The organism is Proteus columbae (genome assembly GCF_009914335.1).
Lineage (GTDB): Bacteria > Pseudomonadota > Gammaproteobacteria > Enterobacterales > Enterobacteriaceae > Proteus.
Map to the genome: position 1 here is coordinate 3,524,765 of NZ_CP043925.1, position 24,848 is coordinate 3,549,612.

The 24,848-nt window shown below is 40.5% G+C and carries 17 protein-coding genes; 3 read left to right on the plus strand and 14 right to left on the minus strand.

The window, feature by feature from the left end:
* Nucleotides 1–63: 63 nt before the first annotated feature.
* Both F1325_RS19445 and F1325_RS16515 read right to left on the minus strand, forming a co-directional pair.
* Entirely contained in the window at nt 64–7,707 is a 7,644-nt protein-coding gene (locus tag F1325_RS19445; protein WP_244313530.1) for an Ig-like domain-containing protein, read from the minus strand.
* Between the two features lie 121 nt (nt 7,708–7,828).
* Complete coding sequence (locus F1325_RS16515; protein WP_109373306.1) at nt 7,829–8,110, minus strand: helix-turn-helix domain-containing protein; 282 nt, start codon at nt 8,108–8,110, stop codon at nt 7,829–7,831.
* 441 nt (nt 8,111–8,551) lie between these two features.
* Here F1325_RS16515 and F1325_RS16520 point away from each other — a divergent pair, with 441 nt between their 5' ends.
* Nucleotides 8,552–9,343, plus strand: a complete 792-nt coding sequence (locus F1325_RS16520; RefSeq protein WP_109373305.1) for a helix-turn-helix transcriptional regulator — start codon at nt 8,552–8,554, stop codon at nt 9,341–9,343.
* Here F1325_RS16520 and F1325_RS16525 read toward each other — a convergent pair.
* Nucleotides 9,322–10,176 carry a helix-turn-helix domain-containing protein gene (locus F1325_RS16525; RefSeq protein WP_109373304.1) on the minus strand — a complete coding sequence of 285 codons (855 nt, stop codon included), beginning with the start codon at nt 10,174–10,176 and terminating at the stop codon, nt 9,322–9,324. The two genes, F1325_RS16520 and F1325_RS16525, sit on opposite strands and share 22 nt — an antisense overlap.
* Nucleotides 10,177–10,299: 123 nt before the next feature.
* Here F1325_RS16525 and F1325_RS16530 point away from each other — a divergent pair, with 123 nt between their 5' ends.
* Together F1325_RS16530 and F1325_RS16535 are read left to right on the plus strand one after the other, a co-directional pair.
* On the plus strand, nt 10,300–10,947 hold the full coding sequence (locus tag F1325_RS16530; protein ID WP_109373303.1) for a CPBP family intramembrane glutamic endopeptidase: 648 nt from the start codon (nt 10,300–10,302) through the stop codon (nt 10,945–10,947).
* Between the two features lie 601 nt (nt 10,948–11,548).
* Entirely contained in the window at nt 11,549–12,514 is a 966-nt protein-coding gene (locus tag F1325_RS16535; protein WP_109373302.1) for a helix-turn-helix domain-containing protein, read from the plus strand.
* 70 nt (nt 12,515–12,584) lie between these two features.
* On the opposite strand, the gene F1325_RS16540 is transcribed toward F1325_RS16535, so the two are convergent.
* The 11 genes from F1325_RS16540 to F1325_RS16590 form a co-directional block, all read right to left on the minus strand.
* The gene (locus F1325_RS16540) at nt 12,585–12,869 is read right to left on the minus strand and encodes a ferredoxin family protein (RefSeq protein ID WP_109373301.1); all 285 of its coding nucleotides are present in this window, start codon (nt 12,867–12,869) and stop codon (nt 12,585–12,587) included.
* Entirely contained in the window at nt 12,866–14,152 is a 1,287-nt protein-coding gene (locus F1325_RS16545; RefSeq protein WP_109373300.1) for an FAD-dependent oxidoreductase, read from the minus strand. Before F1325_RS16545 ends, F1325_RS16540 begins: the two co-directional genes overlap by 4 nt.
* 63 nt (nt 14,153–14,215) lie before the next feature.
* On the minus strand, nt 14,216–15,157 hold the full coding sequence (locus F1325_RS16550; RefSeq protein WP_160230725.1) for an FAD-binding protein: 942 nt from the start codon (nt 15,155–15,157) through the stop codon (nt 14,216–14,218).
* A gap of 11 nt (nt 15,158–15,168) precedes the next feature.
* Nucleotides 15,169–15,945, minus strand: a complete 777-nt coding sequence (fixA, locus tag F1325_RS16555) for a putative electron transfer flavoprotein FixA (RefSeq protein ID WP_160230726.1) — start codon at nt 15,943–15,945, stop codon at nt 15,169–15,171.
* Between the two features lie 53 nt (nt 15,946–15,998).
* On the minus strand, nt 15,999–17,138 hold the full coding sequence (locus F1325_RS16560) for an acyl-CoA dehydrogenase family protein (RefSeq protein ID WP_088494521.1): 1,140 nt from the start codon (nt 17,136–17,138) through the stop codon (nt 15,999–16,001).
* Between the two features lie 95 nt (nt 17,139–17,233).
* Nucleotides 17,234–18,553, minus strand: coding sequence for a GntP family permease (locus tag F1325_RS16565; protein ID WP_109373297.1), 1,320 nt, complete (start codon nt 18,551–18,553; stop codon nt 17,234–17,236).
* Between the two features lie 80 nt (nt 18,554–18,633).
* Nucleotides 18,634–19,767: a 2-hydroxyacyl-CoA dehydratase subunit D gene (locus F1325_RS16570; RefSeq protein ID WP_160230727.1), complete on the minus strand. Its 1,134-nt coding sequence runs from the start codon at nt 19,765–19,767 to the stop codon at nt 18,634–18,636.
* The gene (locus tag F1325_RS16575; RefSeq protein ID WP_069369783.1) at nt 19,767–21,008 is read right to left on the minus strand and encodes a 2-hydroxyacyl-CoA dehydratase subunit D; all 1,242 of its coding nucleotides are present in this window, start codon (nt 21,006–21,008) and stop codon (nt 19,767–19,769) included. The genes F1325_RS16570 and F1325_RS16575 overlap by 1 nt, the downstream gene beginning before the upstream one ends.
* A complete protein-coding gene (locus F1325_RS16580) occupies nt 21,005–21,832 on the minus strand; it encodes an acyl-CoA dehydratase activase (RefSeq protein ID WP_109373295.1) in 828 nt (275 codons plus the stop codon). Before F1325_RS16580 ends, F1325_RS16575 begins: the two co-directional genes overlap by 4 nt.
* A gap of 36 nt (nt 21,833–21,868) precedes the next feature.
* Nucleotides 21,869–23,104 carry a CaiB/BaiF CoA transferase family protein gene (locus tag F1325_RS16585; protein WP_098941845.1) on the minus strand — a complete coding sequence of 412 codons (1,236 nt, stop codon included), beginning with the start codon at nt 23,102–23,104 and terminating at the stop codon, nt 21,869–21,871.
* A gap of 66 nt (nt 23,105–23,170) precedes the next feature.
* The gene (locus tag F1325_RS16590) at nt 23,171–24,808 is read right to left on the minus strand and encodes an AMP-binding protein (protein WP_109373294.1); all 1,638 of its coding nucleotides are present in this window, start codon (nt 24,806–24,808) and stop codon (nt 23,171–23,173) included.
* Nucleotides 24,809–24,848 lie beyond the last annotated feature (40 nt).

Consider the following 24,848-nt stretch of genomic DNA (forward strand, 5'->3'; position numbering starts at 1 on the left):
AATTTATGATTGGATAATAAGGCTGCTCGAACGAGCAGCCTTAGATTTAATTAAAACAGATAATTAGAAAACACCTCCATTATCAATAATATTATTATCGATATAGACATTAGCACCACTTGCACTACTGTAAAGCGTATAAGTATGCTCAGTGCCATCTAATGCAGTTGCTTTAGTTGTTGTGGCTGTAGCGGTAAATGTCCCTAAGGTGTTAACTCCGTCAGCCCCTAAATCAACTTTATCATTAGCATCACCGGAAATATAAATCGTTGAATTTGCATTCATTCCCAATACATCCGATGCTGTTAATTTGACGGTTTGAGATGCATTATCTACTTTCAGAACACTGCCAACAGTCATATCAACTTTCTCGAAGCCAGTAATACCTTCATTGTTCCCTGTCGCCAGATTGACAGAAATATTACCTGCCAGAACCAGAGTATCACTACCTTCTCCACCGTTAATGGAACCTTGATTACCAATAGGTTTGGTATCATAGTCTTTTGTCAGAACAACGATATCATCACCAGCACCCGCATCAATGGTTATATTACCATTTGAAATAGTGCCAATTTTGATTGTGTCATTCCCCTCACCACCATCAATGGTTGTCGCAGCTGAACCTAAAGTTGCACTAGTGGAATCAAATACGTCATCACCCGCCCCTAGTGAAATAGTGGCGTTATATGCTCCCTCAGTAACGGTAACAGTATCATTACCATCCCCCATAGAAACAGTAGCACCACCATAAATCCATCCAGCAGTTAAGGTATCGGCATTATCACCGACAGAAACATTACCAGTCAGATTTTTAGTGATAGTGATATTATCACTACCATATCCACCTAAAATTTCACCGGATACAGAGCCATAAATAGTGACGGTATTAACATCTGTAACTGCGTCAATATTAGTGTCATTACCCAGACTGAAATTGCCACCATCCTGATAAACAGAAAGATACTCTTTTGGCAGATTTGACTTAGCTTGAGTACCACTCCCCAGATCTAATAAACCAGATAATTCGGTATTATTTTGAGAATTAGCATCCCCTTGGGTAAAAGTATCACTGCCTGAGCCAAGATAGATTTGACCAGCATTTGTTACCCCTGTACGTTTAATCGTAACGGTGTCATCACCAGATTCCATAAAGAGATAACTGCCAGCATACATAACACGCAACGCCGTATTCATACCATCCATAGTAAAAGTATCATTACCTTCACCAGCATAGACTCGGGTATTGGCTAACATATTACCGCGAACCACCATCAGGTCATCACCAGCCCCTAAATCAACAGTTGTAATACTTTGATTACCATCTGTTTTTGTACCATCAGGTCCATTATCTGAAGAGTTAGCCACATTGCTGTATGATGAAGTTTCGCTACCATCCTGATAATAACCAACATAAATTGTATCGTTATAATCAGTTGTTAACATAGGATCAGCATCACCGCTGTTAGCACCGATGGTATATCCAAAATCGTTTGTTCCCGCTTTAGATGAGGATAACGAATATTTCAGCGTAAAATCACCATCCAGATTACGTAATGAAATCGGGTTACCATCATAAATAACACCCGTTGCTGAAGCACCCGCATTATTTACTATATCTGTTGCGGCTGTAGCGTTGTCAGATGTTCCCGTAATGGTTGCAACCACTTTTTCCATACCCTCGGCATTAAATGCATTTTGGTTAGCTTCCATTGTTGGATCAACCATAAATGAAACACTCTTAGAGCCAGCAGGAATAACAACCGTTACTGTTGATGCACCATCATACGTTACTTTGCCTGTGTCACCATGCAGGACAATTTTTCCGTCGTGCTGAGAGCCTGCAAGCGTTGAATAATCTGGCGCACTGGCATGACCCACACCATTTGTTAAGGTTATTGTCACAGTCACATCTTGTGCTGCAACAGAATCTAAAGCAACGGTATACACTAATCCGGTAGTACCATCTGTGTCTTCAACGGTTGCAGGAACCTCTGTTACTTCACCGGAAACAGAGGCATCTGCACTAATCTTATCCCCTTTGCTATCCGTTGATGTTGTATCAACACTGATACTCACTGTCGGTAACACATCTGTTTTAGATGTTGTTGTTGCCGGATCACTTTCATTACCACTTGGATCTTTAGCAATTGCGGTCACTTCACTGTTATCTTTTACATTATCAGACGGAATAGTAGTGTTATTACCTTGACTGTCTGGGATCAAATTAGGATCGCTAGATGTCCAGCCATTATCCCCTTTCTCCATTGTTACAGTCTGTTTATCACCGTTTTCATCTTCAAACGTAATTTCAACAGTATCACCTTTATTGGCATCCCCCGGCAGTTCAACGGAAACAGAACCGTTATCTTCTGCATTTAATACTGGTGCCGATGGTGCAACCGTATCAACAGTAAAGTCGGTTGCTTGACCTTGACCACTCGTGTTGCCCGCAGGATCGGTAATTTCTGCTTTCACAGAATAATTGCCATCCGGAGTTGCTTTATCCGCTGGGATAGTGACATCCGCTTTACCCGCTGTTACTTCATCCGCTGTCAATGTGTGTTCAACGGTGTCAGTAGTGCCATCAGGTTTGGTAATAGTCAGTGTCAGAGTGTCACCCGCAGCACTACCACCCGGTACGGTCACTTCAGTTTGTACGCCGTCTTTTAACTCATCAGCATTCACACCGTTTGCCGCTTCTGGAATAGTCACCACCGGTGTTGTATCTACAGTGCCGTCACCGTCAGTATCCCCCGGAATTTGCGTATCAACAGTAAAGTCAGTTGGTTGACCTTTTCCGCTGGTGTTACCCGCTGGATCGGTGATTTCAGCCGTAACAGAGTAGTTACCGTCTGCCGTCACTTTATCCGCAGGGATAGTTACCTCGGCTTTACCCGCTGTCACTTCATCCGCCGTCAGTGTGTGTTCAACAGTGTCAGTGCTACCGTCAGGTTTGGTGATCGTCAGGGTGAGTTTATCCCCTTCCGCACTGCCTGCTGGCACGGTCACTTCAGTTTGTACACCGTCTTTTAGCTCGTCAGCATTTACACCGTTGGTTGCTTCTGGGATCGTGACTACAGGAGTCGCATCCACGGTACCATCACCGTCAGTGTCGCCTGGAATTTGTCCATCAACAGCAAATTCCACTTTATTCCCTTGTTTCGGCGGATTACTTCCCTGAGTTAAACTGACATCTACGCTATTTTGACCGTCTTGTACCGCGCCTTTCGGAATATCCATTGACACTTTGCCCGCAGTTACTTCATCTTTCGTGACGGTATGTGTAATAGTTTCAGTGGTGTTATCTGGACGAGTAATAGTCAGTGTAATTTCTGCACCTTCTACAGTGCCTGCTGGCAAGGTCACTTCCGCCTGTAAACCATCTTTCAGTTCATCTGCATTCGCATAACCATCCGCCACTTCTGGGATAGTCAGCACTGGTGCATCGGTGACACCATCGGTTTTTGAAGTCACAGTTGAAGGGTCACTTTCATTGCCGCTTGGATCTTTGGCAACACCCGTTACTTCGCTGTTGTCTTTTACATTATCCGCAGGGATCGTCGCTTTATCACCATTGCTATCCGGAATTAAAGCAGGGGTATCCGATGTCCAACCATTGTCGCCTTTTTCTAAGGTCACCGTATGTTTGTCACCGTTTTCATCTTCAAACGTAATTTCTACGGTATCGCCTTTATTGGCATCCGTTGGCAGTTCAATAGATACCGAGCCGTCATCTTCTGCTTTTAATTCTGGTGCTGAAGGTGCAACTGTATCGACCATAAAGTCTGTTGGCTGACCTTTTCCACTGGTGTTACCCGCTGGATCGGTGATTTCAGCCGTAACAGAGTAGTTACCGTCAGCCGTCACTTTATCCGCAGGGATAGTTACCTCGGCTTTACCCGCTGTCACTTCATCCGCCGTCAGTGTGTGTTCAACAGTGTCAGTGCTACCGTCAGGTTTGGTGATCGTCAGGGTGAGTTTATCCCCTTCCGCACTGCCTGCTGGCACGGTCACTTCAGTTTGTACGCCGTCTTTTAGCTCGTCGGCATTTACACCATTAGCCGCTTCTGGGATCGTGACTACAGGAGTCGCATCCACGGTACCATCACCGTCAGTGTCGCCTGGAATTTGTCCATCAACAGCAAATTCCACTTTATTCCCTTGTTTCGGCGGATTACTTCCCTGAGTTAAACTGACATCCACGCTATTTTGACCGTCTTGTACTGCGTCTTTCGGAATATCCATTGACACTTTGCCTGCCGCCACGTCATCTTTCGTGACAGTGTGCGTGACCGTTTCAGTGGAGTTATCTGGACGAGTAATGGTCAGCGTAATTTCAGCACCTTCTGCGGTGCCTGCTGGCAAGGTCACTTCGGTCTGTAAACCGTCTTTCAGTTCATCTGCATTCGCATAACCATCGGCCACTTCTGGGATAGTCAACACAGGGGCATCGGTAACACCATCTGTTTTTGAAGTTACAGTCGAAGGATCACTTTCATTACCGCTTGGATCTTTGGCAACACCCGTTACTTCACTGTTGTCTTTTACATTATCCGCAGGGATCGTCGCTTTATCACCATTGCTATCCGGAATTAAAGCAGGGGTATCCGATGTCCAACCATTGTCGCCTTTTTCTAAGGTCACCGTATGTTTGTCACCGTTTTCATCTTCAAACGTAATTTCAACGGTATCGCCTTTATTGGCATCCGTTGGCAGTTCAATAGACACCGAGCCGTCATCTTCTGCTTTTAATTCTGGTGCTGAAGGTGCAACTGTATCGACCGTAAAGTCAGTTGGCTGACCTTTTCCGCTGGTGTTACCCACTGGATCGGTGATTTCAGCCGTAACAGAGTAGTTACCGTCTGCCGTCACTTTATCCGCGGGGATAGTTACCTCGGCTTTACCCGCTGTCACTTCATCTGCCGTCAGTGTGTGTTCAACAGTGTCAGTGCTACCGTCAGGTTTGGTGATCGTCAGGGTGAGTTTATCCCCTTCCGCACTGCCTGCTGGCACGGTCACTTCGGTTTGTACACCGTCTTTTAGCTCGTCAGCATTTACACCGTTGGTTGCTTCTGGGATCGTGACTACAGGAGTCGCATCCACGGTACCATCACCGTCAGTGTCGCCTGGAATTTGCGTATCAACAGTAAAGTCAGTTGGTTGACCTTTTCCACTGGTGTTGCCCGCAGGATCGGTGATTTCAGCCGTAACAGAGTAGTTACCGTCTGCCGTCACTTTATCCGCCGGGATAGTTACCTCGGCTTTACCCGCTGTTACTTCATCTGCCGTCAGTGTGTGTTCAACAGTGTCAGTGCTACCGTCAGGTTTGGTGATCGTCAGGGTGAGTTTATCCCCTTCCGCACTGCCTGCTGGCACAGTCACTTCGGTTTGTACGCCGTCTTTTAGCTCATCAGCATTCACACCATCTGCCGCTTCTGGGATAGTCACTACCGGTGTTGTATCTACCACACCGTCACCGTCGGTATCCCCCGGAATTTGCGTATCAACAGTAAAGTCAGTTGGTTGACCTTTTCCACTGGTGTTGCCCGCTGGATCGGTGATTTCAGCCGTAACAGAGTAGTTACCGTCTGCCGTCACTTTATCCGCAGGGATAGTTACCTCGGCTTTACCCGCTGTCACTTCATCCGCCGTCAGTGTGTGTTCAACAGTGTCAGTGCTACCGTCAGGTTTGGTGATCGTCAGGGTGAGTTTATCCCCTTCCGCACTGCCTCCCGGTATGGTCACTTCAGTTTGTACACCGTCTTTTAGCTCGTCAGCATTTACACCGTTGGTTGCTTCTGGGATCGTGACTACAGGAGTCGCATCCACGGTACCATCACCGTCAGTGTCGCCTGGAATTTGCGTATCAACAGTAAAGTCAGTTGGTTGACCTTTTCCACTGGTGTTACCCGCTGGATCGGTGATTTCAGCCGTAACAGAGTAGTTACCGTCTGCTGTCACTTTATCCGCTGGAATAGTGACATCCGCTTTACCCGCTACTACTTCATCCGCTGTCAGCGTGTGTTCAACAGTGTCAGTGCTACCGTCAGGTTTGATGATTGTTAGAGTGAGTTTATCCCCTTCAGCGCTACCACCCGGTACAGTCACTTCGGTTTGTATGCCGTCTTTTAACTCTTCAGCATTCACACCATCTGCCGCTTCTGGGATAGTCACTACCGGTGTTGTATCTACCACACCGTCACCGTCGGTATCCCCCGGAATTTGCGTATCAACAGTAAAGTCAGTTGGTTGACCTTTTCCACTGGTGTTACCCGCTGGATCGGTGATTTCAGCCGTAACAGAGTAGTTACCGTCAGCCGTCACTTTATCCGCAGGGATAGTTACCTCGGCTTTACCCGCTGTCACTTCATCTGCTGTCAGCGTGTGTTCAACAGTGTCAGTGCTACCGTCAGGTTTGGTGATCGTCAGGGTGAGTTTATCCCCTTCCGCACTGCCTGCTGGCACAGTCACTTCGGTTTGTACGCCGTCTTTTAGCTCGTCGGCATTTACACCATCTGCTGCTTCTGGGATAGTCACTACCGGTGTTGTATCCACCACGCCGTTACCGTCGGTATCGCCTGGAATTTGAGTATCGGCAGCAAATTCCACTTTATTCCCTTGTTTCGGCGGATTACTTCCTTGAGTTATACTAACATCAACACTGTTTTGGCCGTTTTGTACTACATCTTTCGGAATATCTATTGACACTTTGCCTGCCACGACTTCATCTTTCGTGACGGTATGTGTAATAGTTTCAGTGGTGTTATCTGGACGAGTGATGGTTAGCGTAATTTCTGCGCCTTCCACAGTACCTTCTGGCAAGGTGACTTCTGCTTGTAAACCGTCTTTCAGTTCATCCGCATTTGCATAGCCATCCTCTACTTCTGGAATACTTAAAACTGGTACATCTGTTACAGGATCTGGTTTTGCTGTTACAGTAACGTCATCACTTTTATTACCGCTCGGATCTTTTGCACTTGCGGTAACGTCGCTATTATCTTTTATCTTGTCATTAGGAATAGTGACATGATCGTTATCTGTATCAGGAATCAAGTCCGGATTGCTTGATGTCCAGCCATTATCGTCTTTCTCTAGTGTGACAGTATTTGAGTTACCATTCTCATCTTCAAAAGTAACATCTACAGAATCACCTTTGTTTGCATCTTTTGGTAAATCGATAGAAACAGAACCATCATCTTCAGCGGTTAATCCCGGTTTACTTGGTGCAGTGACATCTGCATCATTACCTTTATTGTCACCACCATGATTTCTATTAGCTAAAAAGATCGCTAATGCACTACCGATAGAACCCGCAACCCATAAAAATAGGCCAATTCCATCATCATTATCAGAAAGAGTACCGGTTTCACCAGCAACTAAATGCTCTAAAACAGGACCATCTTGAGTAATAGTGGCTTCCCCCATTACCCCATTTTGATCTAAGACATTTAAAGTTGCATAACACTGTTGCTCTCCTGGTTTGCATTCTTCCCAGAAATCTTTAATTACAACTTCAAGATCTTGTTCTTTACTAGATAAAATAAGATCATCCGATTTACGAAGTGCTTTAATATCTAGTGGTGAAAGATTTGTTTCAGAATCAAATAATTGATAAACCTCATTTGGCTTTGCCGTTATTACATGCTTTGCATGCGGATTTAACTGCACTTGTATATCTGAATTTTTTTCAGAAAAGATAAATTTCATAATAATTACCTAGCATTAGAATAGAACCTCTAAACAGAAGATACTTGCTGTTTATTTAAAAATTTCTTTATTAAGAATTAGTTACAAAATGATATTCTTTCCTTTTTCATTCTCCTTACATTTACATTTTTTTATCTTTGTGAATATATTCACAATTACAATCAATAATTATTCTCTTTTTACTGTCTAATATTTTTATAAAATGAAGGATGGAAATATTTAAAATAAAGCAAACTTCTATTAGTGTAGAAACGCTCCATTTAACATCACCTCGTTCTAGGCGAGAATAATGTTGTTGACTTATATTCATTTTCTTTGACATATTAATCCCTGTCAGTTTTTTAGCCTTCCTTATAGCTTTAACCTCGTTTCCTATTACATAATTAATATTCCAGCCATACATCTTAATTACCTAATTCAGGGATAAAGATAGAAATACTACAAATACAATTTCACTTAAGTTCAGTGTATCACCTAGCCTCACGCCCCAAATCAAACAAACAAATAAATAAATGCCACAAAATAACAAACAAGATATCTATCAACAAAATAGCTCACAGAAAAAAAGATAAATTGCCACAACTTTTAATTAAATCGCCAAAAATGTTAAAACACATCCTTATAATCAAAGTTATACTCACATTCATGTAAGTAACCTTGAAAAAATTAGTCTTTAACCAAGCTGGTTCACACAAAAAATAACACTAAAAGATAAATAAATATCACTATTTGCCACCCTGCGATAAATGTAATTTCATTTATAAAAATAAAACCATAGACTGATCATTAATATTTATCATTACTATTTAACTAATTTAATTTGGATTAAAGTGAGTCTATTTACATGAAAGATTACTATTTTCATTTAAAAAACTTAACCCTATCTAATTACATTATGCTACTAACAAAAGACAGCGAAATACGAATAGAAACAAATAACTTTAAAAAATCAATAAATAAAAATAGTATTGCTCTAATATCAAAAGATATAAAGTTCGATGTATATTTTTCTAATATAAATAAACCAACCTTACTTTATTTATCTTGTGATATTCTTAGAGATGCGTTAAAAATAAACCTTGCCTCTAACCATCTTAGATTAAAAGAGAATGCGCAGAATATTGAAAATAATATTTTAATAAAAAAGGCTCAACCAGAAGATATTCTATTATTTAATAAATTAAAAAGTAAATTTAACAATGAAATTGTCACGTCTGATAAAATAGAACATGAATATATATTAAAAATAGCATGCTTATTGAGCGGATTAGAAATAAATATGATGGGTTTTATCTATGAGATGTATAACTCATCATATACAAATAAAATCATCAATATCATTAGTGAAGATTTAAGTTATGAGTGGACAATAAAAGATATTAGTAAAAGGCTATATATTGGAACATCATCTTTAAGAAAAAAACTAGAGGCTGAAAAAACAAGCTTTACTAAAATATTAACAAAAACAAGAATGGAACATGCTATAAATTTATTAACAACAACAAATTTAAATATCAATACTATATCAAATAAATTAGGGTATAAAACAACTTCATATTTCATAAAAAAATTTAAAGAATATTACAATACAACACCTAAAAAATTACTAAAAAATCATACTACAGGAACGAAATAATCTAATGAACATATATTACTTTTATCTTTCATATCGTTGATATTAAAAACTTCAATATCATAGCTATCTCTTTTTTTAGCCTTTAACTTTGATAGCTCTCTAAAATAAATAACATTAGATAATATGAGATATTCATCCCATGTACCATAAAATGAAAATTTATAATACCTATCACCATTTGTAGAAACAAAGGTTTCATGTTTATTAGTAAATTCAAAAAAATTATATACAGCTAAAATGTTCTTAGTGGAGGTAGTTCTTTCACATCTATAATATACGTTTAAATAAATTTCAGAACTATTTTTTATTAAGCTTTTTAATTTATCTATTTTATTTTTATTCTTAAAACCTAATCCCGTTCGAGTAACTTTTGCCTTAAGCTCAAAAGGAATATCAACATAAAAAACACTTTCCTCATTTTCAGAAGGTAACAGACAAACAAAGCTCTCACTATTCATTAAGTTAGGGAAAGTTAAATATTTGTGTTGCGGTATATAATCAGTAAAATCCCAGTATGCACAGCTCCGGTAAGCACTTGGTGTTATTTTAAAGTATCTTTTAAAAGCTCTTGAAAAGTTCTGTTGAGAATTAAATTGATAAATAATCGATATATCTAATACAGATAAACTTGTTAATCGTAATAAAGTTGCAGACAACGATAAACGTCTCGCGAGGATATATCTAGCAATCGTCTTACCAGTAAAATGATAAAACAAATCTTGAAAATGCCTTTTACTGTATCCTGATTTTTTTATAACATCATCTTGAGATAAAGGACTATTTAAATTTTCTTCAATCCAATCGAGGATAGCCTGTAAAAGATTTTCTTTCAAAATTTAGCCTTATATTAGCTATAAGTTATTTATATTTATTACATTAACACAAAAATTATTTTTATCATGCATAATAAATAAAACAAATTACTTATCTGATTACCTCCCCAAGGACAAGCATAAATGGAATTTCCCAAAGATCGAGTTTACCATTCAGTCATCTGCGTACTTGCCTTTATAGGCTACTTCTTTTCCTCTTTTAGCCTATTGCTAACGCCTTCACCTATTGCACTGTATCAATCGACTTATATCATCTCATTGGTGAGCTTTTTTATTTACCTTCCCTACTGCCTAATTATTTGGTTTGCCTATCAAAAACACATTACATTAATGCCATTAGGCCGACTTCAATGGCGAACATTAAAAGCTCCTGTCTTAGCATTACTGGGATTATTATTTATCGGCATGTTTTTAGGATCTGACGATGATTCATGGATAGCCGAGGTTGAACCCATTACAGGATTTGCTTTCTTCCTGTTTGCCCTTGCTGTTATGTTTATTGCTCCGATTACTGAAGAGATCATTTTTAGAGGTTTTCTATTAAATGCAGGCATGTGGTATGGCAATACAGGAAAATGGATAGCGATTATTCTTTCTTCACTGCTATTTTCAACTATGCACTATCAATATGAATCAATCTCTACATTTATTCTTATTTTTATTGTGGGAGTTATCTTTTGTTTAGTAAGGATAGGAACTCGTTCATTAATCGCACCTATTGCCCTACACTGCATCAATAATTCAATCACTATTCTTTTCTTAATGATATAGCACGTTTATTTAATAAAACTCTCTTTGATATAGAAAAATGGTTATTATTAATAACTAATATTTAAAGAGTTTTATTACTTTTAGCTAAATATTTTTTATAATAAAAAAATATTTATTATCTATAATTATCTTACTAACGCATCTTAAAAATAAATTACATTATTAACCATAAAAAATCATCTTATTAACAAGCCATTATTTAAATTACATAAAATCCATATTAACTCACACTCTGAAAAGAATGAAATAAATAAGATATTAATAAGAATCACTCTTAATTTATTTATGAGATCTCTCTCTAAAGATAGGAAATTAACTTAGGATTAATAGCATAGAAATGCTAGCATAAAAAATGCTATAAATTAATTCTATAATTTACATGATGTTAGTTTAAATAAATTAAAAATTTTTAAATATATTGTCTTCAATTTATTAACAAGAAAGATAATGAATATCTCCGTTAATAATTATTTAAACTTACTATTCTAATTTTAAAATTAAAGTTATAAAAACATTATTCTATTTCAACCTGGTTTAAGTCGTTTTTATACTAGATTGATAGCAACACAACAAAAATACTTTCAATAAAAGTGGGCGTACTATGAAAAGCATGTTTACGACTCGGGAGCTCCCTGACGTAGATCGGTTTTCCGTATTCAGGGATACAATAAAAGACCGCTTTTTATCGTCTTATGAATGCAATGAAGTCGAATTGCCTCCTCATTCTCGATTTTATGCCAACATTGTCGAGCAGAAGGTGACAAATATTCGCTTTATTCAGCTAGAGTCTAATGGTCACTGGGCGAGTAGCCGTCCTTTAACTCATAAACTTAGCTTGGAAGAGCATTTTCAAATTGAGATACAGCGTTCAGGAACTAGCCATCTTACTCAAGATGGAAGAACCGCATTTCTACGGCAAGGAGACTTTTGTATTTTTGATATGGCAAGACCCGTATCATGGTCTTTTGATAACGATTACTCATTATTTAAAATTTTGATCCCAAGGGAGAAACTAGCATCACGTTTAGGTAATACCCAAAATCTTACTGCAAGAGCAATACGAGGCAATAGCATTACAGGCTCCCTCGTTTATAGCTTTGTGATGCGCTATATTCCGTTCTTAGACTCAATGCCACCACAACATGCACAACAACTTTCCGATATTTTATTGAATTTAATTACGTCTGCTTTCAGTGAATACAGTATTGCAACTCCACCTCAAAGCTTAGGAAGATCAACACTGTTTTATTTTGCCCAGCACTATTTAGAGCAACATATTTCCGATCCAGATTTAAGTGTTAATCAATGTGCAAATGCTTGTGGGATCTCTGTGCGCTATTTACAGATGTTATTTAAAGAACAAAATACCTCTGTACTTCGTTGGATCTACCAAAAACGCCTTGAGAATTATAAAGCGGCTTTAGTTAATCCTCTCTTGGCAGAGAAAAATATTACACAATTAGCTTATGAATGCGGATTTAGCGATATTTCTAATTTAAGTCGAAAGTTTAAATCCGAATTTTTTATGACGCCTTCAGAATATCGAAAAATACATTCGTTAAGATAAATAGACTAATTATCTCCCCCTCTAGTTAAAATTTTGGAGGTTACGCTAAAGGGGGATTGGTGTTGTTACATTAACCGTAACGAAATTCAATGCCTAAAGTGCCACATGGATATTCCCATTTCTTTAAAATTGTTTCACCACATAAAACACGGCAAGTTCCGCACTCTAAACAGCCCGCGTAATCAAAAAGGTATTGTCCTTTTTCATCTTTCTTATATAACCCAGCAGGGCAAGCTTTCATTAAGATGTCAAATTGTGCAGGATCGATATCATCCTTTAACACAATATGTGGATTTTCTTCATCCACATTAAATTTATTGACGCCTAATTTAACGTCTACGTTGACTTGACTCATAAAGAACGTACCCCCTTAAACCCATCTTTAATTAAGTTCATTACACCCACTTTCTTAACTTGAGACAGTATTTTCTTACGCACTGGTTTTTCTGGGCCATTAATCACAAATAAATCATGCATTACATTAGCCGCCATTTGCGGGTAATCCGTAAAGAATCTTGTATTATCAAGGAAAGAAGGTAAGTCTTTGTATAACTTCATATCTTTCATCACAAAGCTGTCATTTAATAAAGATTGGTAGCAACTTAATTCTTTTTGGCTATAACTGTTTTGCTCTTTCGCCATTAATACCGCTTTTGCAGCCGCTTCACCTGAAGCAATCGCTAAATCCATTCCTCTTACGGTATAGCCGACATTAAGGCAAAAACCTGCGGCATCTCCCGCCACTAATACGCCATCTTTCACTAATTCAGATACCATATTCATGCCACCCTCTGGCACCATATGCGCTGAATATTCTAATAATTTGCCGTCTTTGATAAGTGGTGCAACAACAGGGTGTTGTTTAAAATCTTCTAATAATTGAGGAACCGTTTTTTCGAATTTATCGACATTATGTAGCCCTAAAACAAGACCTAAAGAAACGGTATTTTTATTGGTATATAAGAATCCGCCACCTAAATATCCACCTGATGGTGCGCCAGCAAAAAGCCAAGCTAAGCCTTCATCATTAGTACAACCAAATCGGTCTTCCATTTGTTGTGGCGTGAATTCCAATAACTCTTTAACTCCTACCGCCACAGTGTGAGGGTTAACTTTTTGTGTCATACCTAATTGTTTTGCTAATAATGAATTAACACCATCAGCGAGGATAACCACATGGGCTTCAATTTCATCATCACCTGCTTTTACACCACACACCTTGCCTTCTTTCACCAACACTTCATCAACGCGAACACCCGTGATCACTTGTGCGCCAGCGTCTTCTGCTTTTTCCATTAACCATTGGTCAAATGAAGAACGTAATACGGTATAAGAGCGTGCAGCTTCCTCTTCTTGTTGCGTGTGTTGATAATCTAAAGTCACACCATCTGTTTCCGTTAGCATGGAAATTTTTTCACGCGTCACCAAGCGTTCAACAGGTGCTTCTTGGGCAAAATTGGGAATGATTTTTTCAAGGCTGTGCGCGTATAAACGTCCACCTGTCATATTTTTACTGCCAGCGAAATTACCTCGCTCTACAACTAAAACATCACACCCTGCTTGTGCTAATACATAGGCAGCAGTACCACCAGCAAGTCCACCACCCACAATAATGGCGTCAAAAATATCGTCTGACATACTTTCCTATCCTTTTATTATGTGTGGTCGCTTAGCAAATTATCACTAAGCGACCTACGGTGATTAGCCGCCAAGCTTCGCGGTTAATGCAGGTAACACTTTGTAGAGGTCACCAACAATACCGTAATCCACCATATTGAAAATTGGGGCATTTTTATCTTTGTTGATAGCAACAATGACTTTTGCTCTATCCACACCTACCATATGCTGAATTTGCCCTGAAATACCGACAGCAACATAAACATCCGCACCTAAGGTCACACCTGAAACACCAATGTAGCGGTCGTGTTCCATCCAGCCTTCACCTTCAGCAATTGGACGTGAACAACCCACTTCGCCTTGAAGGGCTTTCGCTAATGCCGCCGCGAGTGCAATATCATCCGCCTTAGCAAAACCGCGTCCGACACCAACAACACAATGCGCTTTACCTAAATCAACGGTACTGCCTTGTTTTGGCTTACGAGCCAATACTTTTAATGTATGTGCAGGGGCGATAAAGGCACTTTGCACCACTTGTGCATTGGGTGCGTCTTTGATGGCTTCCACATCTAATGCACTGCCCACGGTAGCAATAGCATAAGGTGAACGAATTTCTGCTTTAGCATGCGCTAAACCACCATAGACTTGGTGTGTCGCAATCACCGTATTGTTTTCAATAGCAAGACTTAATGCATCACTGACAACACCGGCGTTTAAAGTTACGCCAAGACGAGCCGCAATCGCTTTTGCACGTTTTGATGAAGCAAGTAGAACCAATGCATTCGCCCCCGCTTCTTTAATAATTGCTGCAAAAGAGGCCGCATAATCTTCAGCGATCACTCCCTCTTGAGGTGCAAAACAGTACACACAATCAGCGCCTAAGTTGACACATTCACGCGTACTTTCATCATCACCAATAAACAGCACATTGACCTTTTCACCAAGACCACGAGCAAACGCAATCAGCTTTGCTAAATCATCCGCTTTTTCGGCATAAACAAAGGTAGTAGGTAGTAAACTAGCCATTTTTAATCTCCTTATTGATTAACCGCTTGGCGTAAATGTTCAGCAAAAGTGGCAATATTTTCATCTGAATCACCTTCTAAAATAATACCAAGGCGATCAGATTGCTCTGGCGCACAAACTTGTGTTTGCACAACAGTCAGAGAAGAAATATCAACACCGATATCGCCTAACCCTAGCTTTTCAACTGATTTTTTATTCGCCGCTAAAATGGCTTTCATTGAAGGGAGTTTTGGTGTGTTAATACTTGAAGTGACACACACAATGGCAGGTAATGTCAGTTCAAGTTCTTCAGTGATATTTTCTAAATCACGTTCAACAATGATTTTGTCGCCTTCAACGGTGATTTTGTTTACAGCGTTCACACAAGGTAAACCTAAATATTCACCAACGGCTAAACCCGTTTGTTGAGCGTATAAATCACCCGAACCTTCACCGAAAATGAGCAAGTCAAAACCCACTTTTTTTGCTGCTTGCGCAATAATATTGGCAGTATCTGTTGAATAAAGCGCGCTACATGCATCATCAGCAACCAGTGTTAATGCATCAGGGCCACGCGATAAAATATCTTTTTTAATTTTCGCGTTTTCAACCATGGCACTTGTCCCCACACTTAATGCAGTTACAGTACTATCACCAAGGGCAGAGGCTATTTCTACTGCGGTTTCAATTGCATTCAAGTCATACAAACTAATTTTTAAACCCGCATTATCGGTTGCGAGTGTACGATCAGGCCGTGTTGTGATGTCTTGTTCGTCATGAACAACCTTACAGCAGGCAATAAGTTTCATAATTCACATTCTCCGTTTTGCACAATGCAACAAATTAATAAGCTCAAATCTCATTACGCTAAAATATGCTTAGCGATGACCATACGTTGCACTTCACTTGTGCCTTCAAAAATCTCAGTAAGTTTTGCTTCACGCATCAAACGTTCAACAGGATAGGATTTGGTGTAACCCATACCGCCATGTAATTGAACGGCTTTTTGAGTTACATAAGTGGCAGCTTCTGCTGCATAAAGTTTGGCTTGAGCTGATTCACGAGTGTAAGGAAGACCCGCCATTTTGGCGGCAGCGGCACGATAAACTAGCATACGTGCGCAATCAACACGCGTTGCCATATCCACTAATACCCATTGAATACCTTGATTAGCAGCAATGGGTTTACCAAATTGAATACGTTCTTTGGTGTAAGCAATAGTGGCATCTAAAGCGCTTTGTGCGATCCCTAATGCCAATGCAGAGCAACTTAAACGCCCGCCATCTAAGGTTTCCATCGCGATATTAAAGCCTTTGCCTTCTTCGCCTAACATAGCGCTGGCTGAAACAACACAATCACTGAAGCTCACAGAGCAGGTTTCAGAGCCGTTCATACCCATTTTGTCTTCAGGTAAACCAATGCTAATACCTGGGTTATCACGCTCAACTAAGAATGCAGTGATCCCTTTTACACCCTTACTTTTATCGGTCATGGCAAACACGATAAAGAAAGCACCTTGAGGCGCCGCAGTGATCCACAATTTAGAGCCATTAATCACATAGTTATCGCCTTGACGAACGGCTGTTGTTTCTTGAGCCGCAGCATCACAGCCCGCACTAGGCTCTGACAAACAGAAGCACCCTAATTTTTCGCCAGAAACCACACCTGGTAAAATGCGTGCTTTAGTCTCTTCATCAGCATATTTTTGAATGATTGGCCCTGTTAAAGAACATTGTGATCCCATGATCATAGCGTGAGAGGCGCTCACTTTAGCCATCTCTTCTGTGGCTAATACATAGCTAATAGCATCTGCTTCTGTACCACCATAAGCTTCATCAATGTTGAAACCAAAGAGTCCCAATTCAGCCATCGGTGCAACACTCTCACTAGGAAAGCGATGTTCTTTATCAATAGCACCCGCAATTGGTTTAATGTCGTTTTCAACGAACTCTCTGACCATATCGCGGATCAGGACTTGTTCTTCTGTTAGCTGAAAATCCATGTTTATCTTCCTCTGAGAATATTGATGGTTATCTCTATGGCGTGCGATTTCGCGTTTGTCGTCTTATCGCACGCATTAATGGGTTAACGTTGTGCCTACATCGTTGCTATTGATGCAGGTAAAAAGGTGTACAGCAGCAACATAAACATCATGGCTAACAGTGGGATAGCGAGGGTTAATGTCCCCACTGGCCCATAGCCCTCTTTATGGCTGACACCACAGACGCTAAAGACAGTAATAATCAATCCGTTAAATGGCGGTGTTGTACTCATAGATGCCATTGTGGCAACACGGTGTAATGAACCTTGATCAACCACGGTTGCAGGGAACATCGCGGCAATCATTGGCATGGCGATACTTAACGCACCAGAGCCTGAACCACTGATAAACACTAGCGCACCGACTGAAATTGCAGTCACAACGAGTGGATTAAGACCCGATTGAGCAATCGCTTGGAATGATTCTTTGAAGGCTGGTAACGTCATGACTAACGCACCAAATCCAACAATAACCGCCGTGTTAAAGAGGGAGGTCACCCCTTCCATCGTTCCTGCGGCTAAATTAGGTATGAGTTTTTTCCAATCTAGATAGCGTAAGTACACAATCAAGGCAGCAATAATGGCGCAGAACAGTGCAATAGCGGGATCCCATTTCAGGATATTCAGCACGACAAGCAGAATAAGCATCGGCAGTAATGCAACGAGCACATTCGGTAATTGGCGATCTTTTTTACCCTCTTCTGCTTTCGCCGTTTTTTCATCTTCAACCCAACCTTCACCTTTCGCTTTTACGCGCTTAAAGAGCCAAGTGAGATAAATAATCACTAAGGTGACTTGGAACAATGCTGTCAACATACCTGGTACTAAACCCGCAGTTGCTGACGTGCCTAGAAATTTCATTGGGATAAGGTTTTGGATCTGAGGCGATCCCGGCATGATCATCACAAACGTACCCGCACCTGCAAAATAGACAGCCGGAATAAGTCTGCGAGGAAGATTCGCTTTACGGAATAAACTCACCATCATTGAATAGACGGTAAACAGTGCAACAAACACTGACACACCGCCGTAGGCTAAAATGGCACAAGCCGCCACTAATGATGGAATAACGGCTCTTTCACCAAATTTACCAATAATAAAAGAGGCAACACTATCAGCAGCGCCACTGATAGCGGTTAATTTGCCAAAAATCGCACCTAGTACGAAAATGAAGAAGAAGCTGCCAAAATAGCCACCTAATCCGCCGGTATACACTTGTAATAGTGCATCGACAGGATTAAGCATATCTGGTGATACAAGCCATGCAGTCACAGCAAGAAATAGGCTGGTGGTAAAGACAGAAATAAAAATATGTATGCCTTTCATACACATAATCATTAATATCGCTAGCCCGATGATTAAACAAATAATACCCATGATTGCCCCACTTATATGTGTTAGGGTTCAATTGACCTGCGTAAATCACGCAGGTCTTTTGTGACTATTAATTAACGTTGTTAAGCAGAAAGCACATCTGCAAAAGTTTGCAGTGCCGTTCTTGCCTGTTCATATGTTTTGGTTTGCTGATCAATTTCGATAATGATGGAAGGAATGCCTTCTCTATCGAGGAATTTCTTCACGATAGGGGCATCAAATTCTTCAGGATCACAGAACTTCGTCAGTAAATAGACAACACCATCAGCGCCTGTATTTTTCACCATATCGGCAATTAAACGACCGCGTTTTTTCTCTGGATCATACAAAAGTGAACACCCATCAAGATGAGCGATTTGCTCAGCCATTGCTTCATAAGGTGCTTTGTTTTCAGGAATATCTTGGCGAAATTGACGAGACTCATGCGCGACTTCATCCGCTACAATCGCCATTTTGTTGTCAGCCAAAATTTGTAGAATAGAAGGGCTATCCGCAATAATGCCTGTTACAATAATCTTGTGTCCTTTCCAAGGTTCTGGAGACAAGGTTTTGCATTGTGCAACAATGGTTTCAACGGCTTTTGTATGCTCAACGACATCCATAAAATAACCACTTTTGATCACAGTATTACGACGTTGTGGTGTGACCAAGTTTGGATGAAGTGCCGCGATATCTGAAAACTCGCGTAATGCGCGACGGCGCTGATTAAATAGATGGATGGCATTTTTCAGTGCATCGTCTGTCACCGCTTGACCTGAAATCTCCCCTAATTGCAGTGCAATTTTCTTATATTGTTCAGTTAAGAATGCAATACCTGCTGGCGTTTTACGGTTCTGTGGATGAACCAATTGAATGAAAGGAACTTGTGGTACACCAGATTTCCAGTTTTGCCCTAAGCATTTTAAGGTGTCACAAAGAGAAGGAATTAAGGCAGCAGACAATTTATTTAATGCCCCATCTAATCCCATCTCAAGAGAAGAAAGCACTAACGCACAATAGAAAGGAGGAAAATATTTCTTCGCTTCTGAGATCTCACGGCCTTCTGCTCCCCAAATACCAAAAGGCACCATACCTGCGGCATAGACAATTTCATTCGGCGTATATTCAGGAAAACAGCCAACAACCTTTTTACCACTACGAATAAACCCATCTAATTGAGCAACAGGGTTATCCACCACGGCTTGTAACTCATCAAACAACTCCGTTAATGTTTTCATTAGATGTCTCCCTTTTTCATTTCTGCTTTGTTAGCAGCCATAATTTCAGTCAATGCTTCAACACGGGTGACATACTGCGCTTCAGAGAAAACACGAGGATCAGCTTGGTCGCCATCAAAAGTCACTGTTGGGATCTTAAGTTCATGACGAATACGGCGCTCAATTTCAGGCATAATGCCACTCCAGAGCTTGCAACTACGGTTAACGTGAATAATCGCACCATCAACTTTATTCTGACGGCTCACGTTAATACGCATATCAGCAGCACGCTCAACAGAGACACAGTTAGGAACGTAGGAGTAAGCACGCATCATTTCGTCACTGTTTTGATAAATCACACCAAATGCAGTAGCGTAAACAGTGGCAGTTACGTTGATACCTTGCTCTTTTAACGGAGTAGATGTGGCACGCAAGTAAGGCCAGCAGGCAATACCTTCAAAGAGAACACGGTATTTTTCTTCACCGCGGTAAGTCGATTTTTTCTCTTTGATATTTTGTTCCATCTCTTCACACAGTTGCTCAAAAGCCAGTGCGGCTTCTAATTTACCGCGAGCACAAACAGCAACAGCCATGTGATTAAAGAGATCAAAACCATTCATTGGCGAAGGTTCATATTGGCAATATTCCGCCGCTTTTAACCATGCACGTCCTGTACGTTGCGAAATTTCACAGACTTCTTTAAATTTCTCTTCTGAGAATACTTTGCCTGTGACTTTTTCGAGTTGTTTGATGGCATCATCAAATTGCGCTTGAACATATTTCACCGTTACATCATCGGTGTCATAGTCATTTTTATAAGGAATATCGATAAGGATCATCGGGATATTCAGCTCATAAGCGATATTTTCATACCATTTGATCATGCAGTTACAGATGTTGTTACAGCACAGCAAGAAGTCAGGCTGTGGCATATCCATCTCTTCACACTGCTTAATATCCATGTAAGAGAGGCTAATGCGTGCATAAGCACAGATATCATTGGAATAACCCATGCTTTCTGCGTGCTCACACATTTTTAAACCCGCACCTTTTGCGGCAATCGCAGCGGCTTGATTTTCAGGATAAACCACACATAAACCCAGTGTTTCAGCGATTTCTTGAGGGAAGTTTGAAGCGCACCACCCTATTTTTTCACCGCTGTTTTTGGCATCCCACGCACGCTGATAAGCATCAGCGGCAATTTTTTGCAGTCTTTTTTTCGCAGGAATATAATCCGGCGCATTCATATCTACATTGCTCATTTTGATGTTCCTATTGTTAACGCATCGTCTTCCAGTTGATGGCGGCACGCTTCAAAGGCATAAATGGCGGCACCTATCGCCCCGTTGTATTGTGATAATGGTGAGGTGGCGATAGGAGCGTTCAGCTCTTCGCTAACATAACGAACAACTTCAAAATTACTGGCAACACCGCCTGTCATGACAACAGGAGCTTCAACACCGACTCGTTTTGCAAGACCTGCAATACGGCTAGCCACAGAGCGGTGAATACCATTAATGACGTCGGGTATTGTTTCGTTATTCGCGAGATGAGAAATAACTTCCGATTCAGAGAACACGGTACAGGTGGAGCTAATCGTGACTTTCTTCGTGGACTTAGCGCCCTCTTGAGCGAGATCGGAAATCTTGGTTTCTAATACTCGCGACATCACATCTAAAAAGCGTCCTGTACCCGCAGCGCACTTGTCATTCATCACAAAGTTCAATAAACGGCCTGCACCATCCATATGAAGTGCTTTAACGTCTTGACCGCCGATATCAATCACTGTTTTCACACCCGGAAAAAGAAAGTGCGCACCTTTCGCATGGCAGCTAAGTTCACTCACTTCTTTGTTGGCTTCTTTCAAAGAGTTACGTCCATAACCTGTTGCGCAGATCCAGCTGATCTGACTGAGATCGCCGCCAAATTGACGCAATACTTCATTGATCGCTTTTTCAGGCCCAGATGTACCAGCGCCAACAGATGCCAATGATTTCGCGACAATCGCGTCACCATTTTTCATGATGATGCATTTCGAGGCTGACGATCCGATATCAACGCCCATTGTGAAAATGTCTTGTTGCATGCCTTTGCTCTCCTGAAAATTAAAAAAGTAAGTGGATTATTCTTTCCACGTCATCACGTCTTTATTGGCTTCAAGGTTTGCTATCTCTTCAGCGCTATACCCTAATTCAGCTAATACAGACGGTGTGTCTTCACCTAACAAAGGGCCACGGCGATATTCAGGTAAACCACTTTCTAAGAAATCAATCGGTGGACGAACTAAGGCTTTTTCACTGCCATTTTTATATTTCATGTTGTAGAAGGTGTTGATTGCCCAAGCTTGTTTATCTTCCAACACTTCTTCCCAAGTTTGTGCAATGCTGAATGGGATATCGTTTTTGGTGAAAATATCTGCCCACTCTGACGCTGTTTTTTGCTCAACTTGCTGCCAAATCAGGTCATATAATTCTGGAGAGCGATTATTTTTCGCCACTTCTTGTAAACGGGTATAACGGGCGTCTTCTGCTAAATCTGGGCGACCAATACAGGAAATAAAGGTTGGGTAATAAGCATCGTAAACAGGCATGCAGACTTGGATAAAACGATCATCTTTCGTTTTATAAGCCAAAATAAATGGGCTGGTGGTATTGCGGCGATCGATAGGATAAGGCTGACCATAATCTGGGTATTGTGCCGCTTGGATCATGATGGCTTGAGTGTAAATAGAGGTATGCAACAAGTTAGTTGAAACATACTCACCTTGACCGATATTTTGAGCACGAATATAAGCAGCTAACACACCTGAAACCAAGCCTAATGCGCACTGGTGATCGCCTAGACCAGGGATCACATTCATAGGTACTGTGCCTTTTTGGTACAGAGAGCCTAAAATACCGCCACGCGCAAAGAATGCTGTGTAGTCAAATCCTGGTAAGTCTTTATCTGGACCTTCATCGCCATAACCCGTCACACTGGCGTAAACTAATTTTGGAAAGCGTTGTTTTAACGTTTCATAATCTAAACCCGCACGCTCTCTTGCTCCAGGGCGCCAGTTAGTTAAGAAAATGTCTGCTTTTTCTAACAGTTCAAACAGGATTTTTTTCCCTGCTTCTGTTTTCGTATTTAACACAATCCCACGTTTATTGGCGTTTTCTAAATCAAAACTGGTGTTTTCATGTTGATCTAATGGGCGGCCTTCTGTTGGTGCTGTATAGCGTAAGTTATCACCACTTGGAGATTCGATTTTGATTACATTCGCACCCATATCAGCTAAAATACGACCTGCTGCCGGTACCGCGATAAAGGTCGCCAACTCAACTACGGTGACACCTTCCAGTGCTTTATGACTTGTCATTTCTTCTCCTAATTATTTTTAGACTTCATACTGCTGTTGTCAGAATGTGGATAAATCCGTTGTCACTTAACTCGCTACTTTGTTTTTTTCATCCTTGATTGAAACGCTATAACCCAGTTGCAATTTCAGCGCTTGCACATCAATTTTTCCGCAAGGGGTATGAGGAAATTCTGTAAAGAAATGGAGTTCTTTGGGGATTTTGTAGCGAGCCAGTCGCTCTTGTAGAAATTCACGTAATTCACTTTCACCAATGCTGTGGCCTTTTTGCACACAAATGGTGGCAATCACTTCTTCACCTAAATCAGCAGACGGAATGCCAAATGCTTTTGTCGCATCAACACCAGCATATTCAGCAATAGCTTCTTCTATTTCACAAAGGCTGATATTTTCACCACCGCGCACCACAATCTCTTTCATGCGATAGGCGTAGTGATAATTTCCTTGTTCATCGATACAGCCGATATCACCCGTGTGTAACCAACCCTCTTCGTCTAACGCTTCTTTGGTTTTATCAGGGGCATTGTCATAGCCCATCATCACATGGAAGCCACGCGTACAAATTTCACCTAAAATACCTACTGGCACAGATTTACCTGTTTTCGGATTGATAATTTTCATTTCAACAAAAGGTAATGGCTTACCAATAGATCCACGTTTTATTGTTAAAGGATCGTTAGGTAATGTTTGGGTACAACAAGGTGAGGCTTCTGTTTGACCATAAGAGACGGTGATGCCTTTCATGCCGAGGATATTTTCGATGTCATCGATTAACGCAGGAGGAAAACTCGCTCCTGCAATAATACCTTTATCAAGACTAGATAAATCATAGTGAGAAAATTGCTCATGCTTCATTAAGCGACTAAAAATTGTCGGTACGCCATGCATAATAGTGCAACGATAGTCTTGAACGACTTTTAAAACATCTTCAGCACAGTAGTTATCTAACAGAACTAATTGGCATCCTGTTGTTAATGCAAAAAAGAGGCAGGAAGAGAGTCCAAAGCAGTGGAACAGAGGAACCGCAAGACAAATTACATCGTCATGAGTCACACCTAAGCGCTGTGCTGATAACATGGCGTTATTGATGACATTATATTGGCTTAACATGACACCTTTAGGCATTGCTGTACTGCCAGAGGTCATTTGAATAGTCAGCAAATCTTTTACACTAACTTGTTCAACAGCATGCTGATAAACAGCAGCGGATACGTGTATTGCTTTTTCTTTTAATTGAGATAAAGAGACACTTTTTTCTGCATGTTCATTTCCCATGCTAATAAATAATTGAGGTAATACATCTTTATTTTCGGATGCTTTTTTAGAAAGACAATTAATAACCTCAATAAAATGATTGCTTTTAAAACCATCAGAAAAACAGAGTGCTTTAATTCCTGTTAATCGACATAAATCTAATAACTCTCTTTTTTTAAAATGAAAGTTAATACAAACGACGGGTACACCAATTTGAGCGGCGGCAAGAAAACAGATTATCCATTCCACACTATTAGCAGACCAAATACCTAAACGATCCCCCTTTTTTAAACCAATAGATAAAAAACCACGGGCGACTTGATCCACTTCTTGTTGTAATTGTTGCCAAGTTAGTGTTTTTTTACTTTGATTCTCAATCAAGGCTATTTGTGAAGAATATTGCTTCACTACACTGTTTAGACATTCTTTAACTGTCGTTTCTAATAAGGTCATAAATACCTACTCAACCGCTTCTTTGCTGGTGTTTACGTCT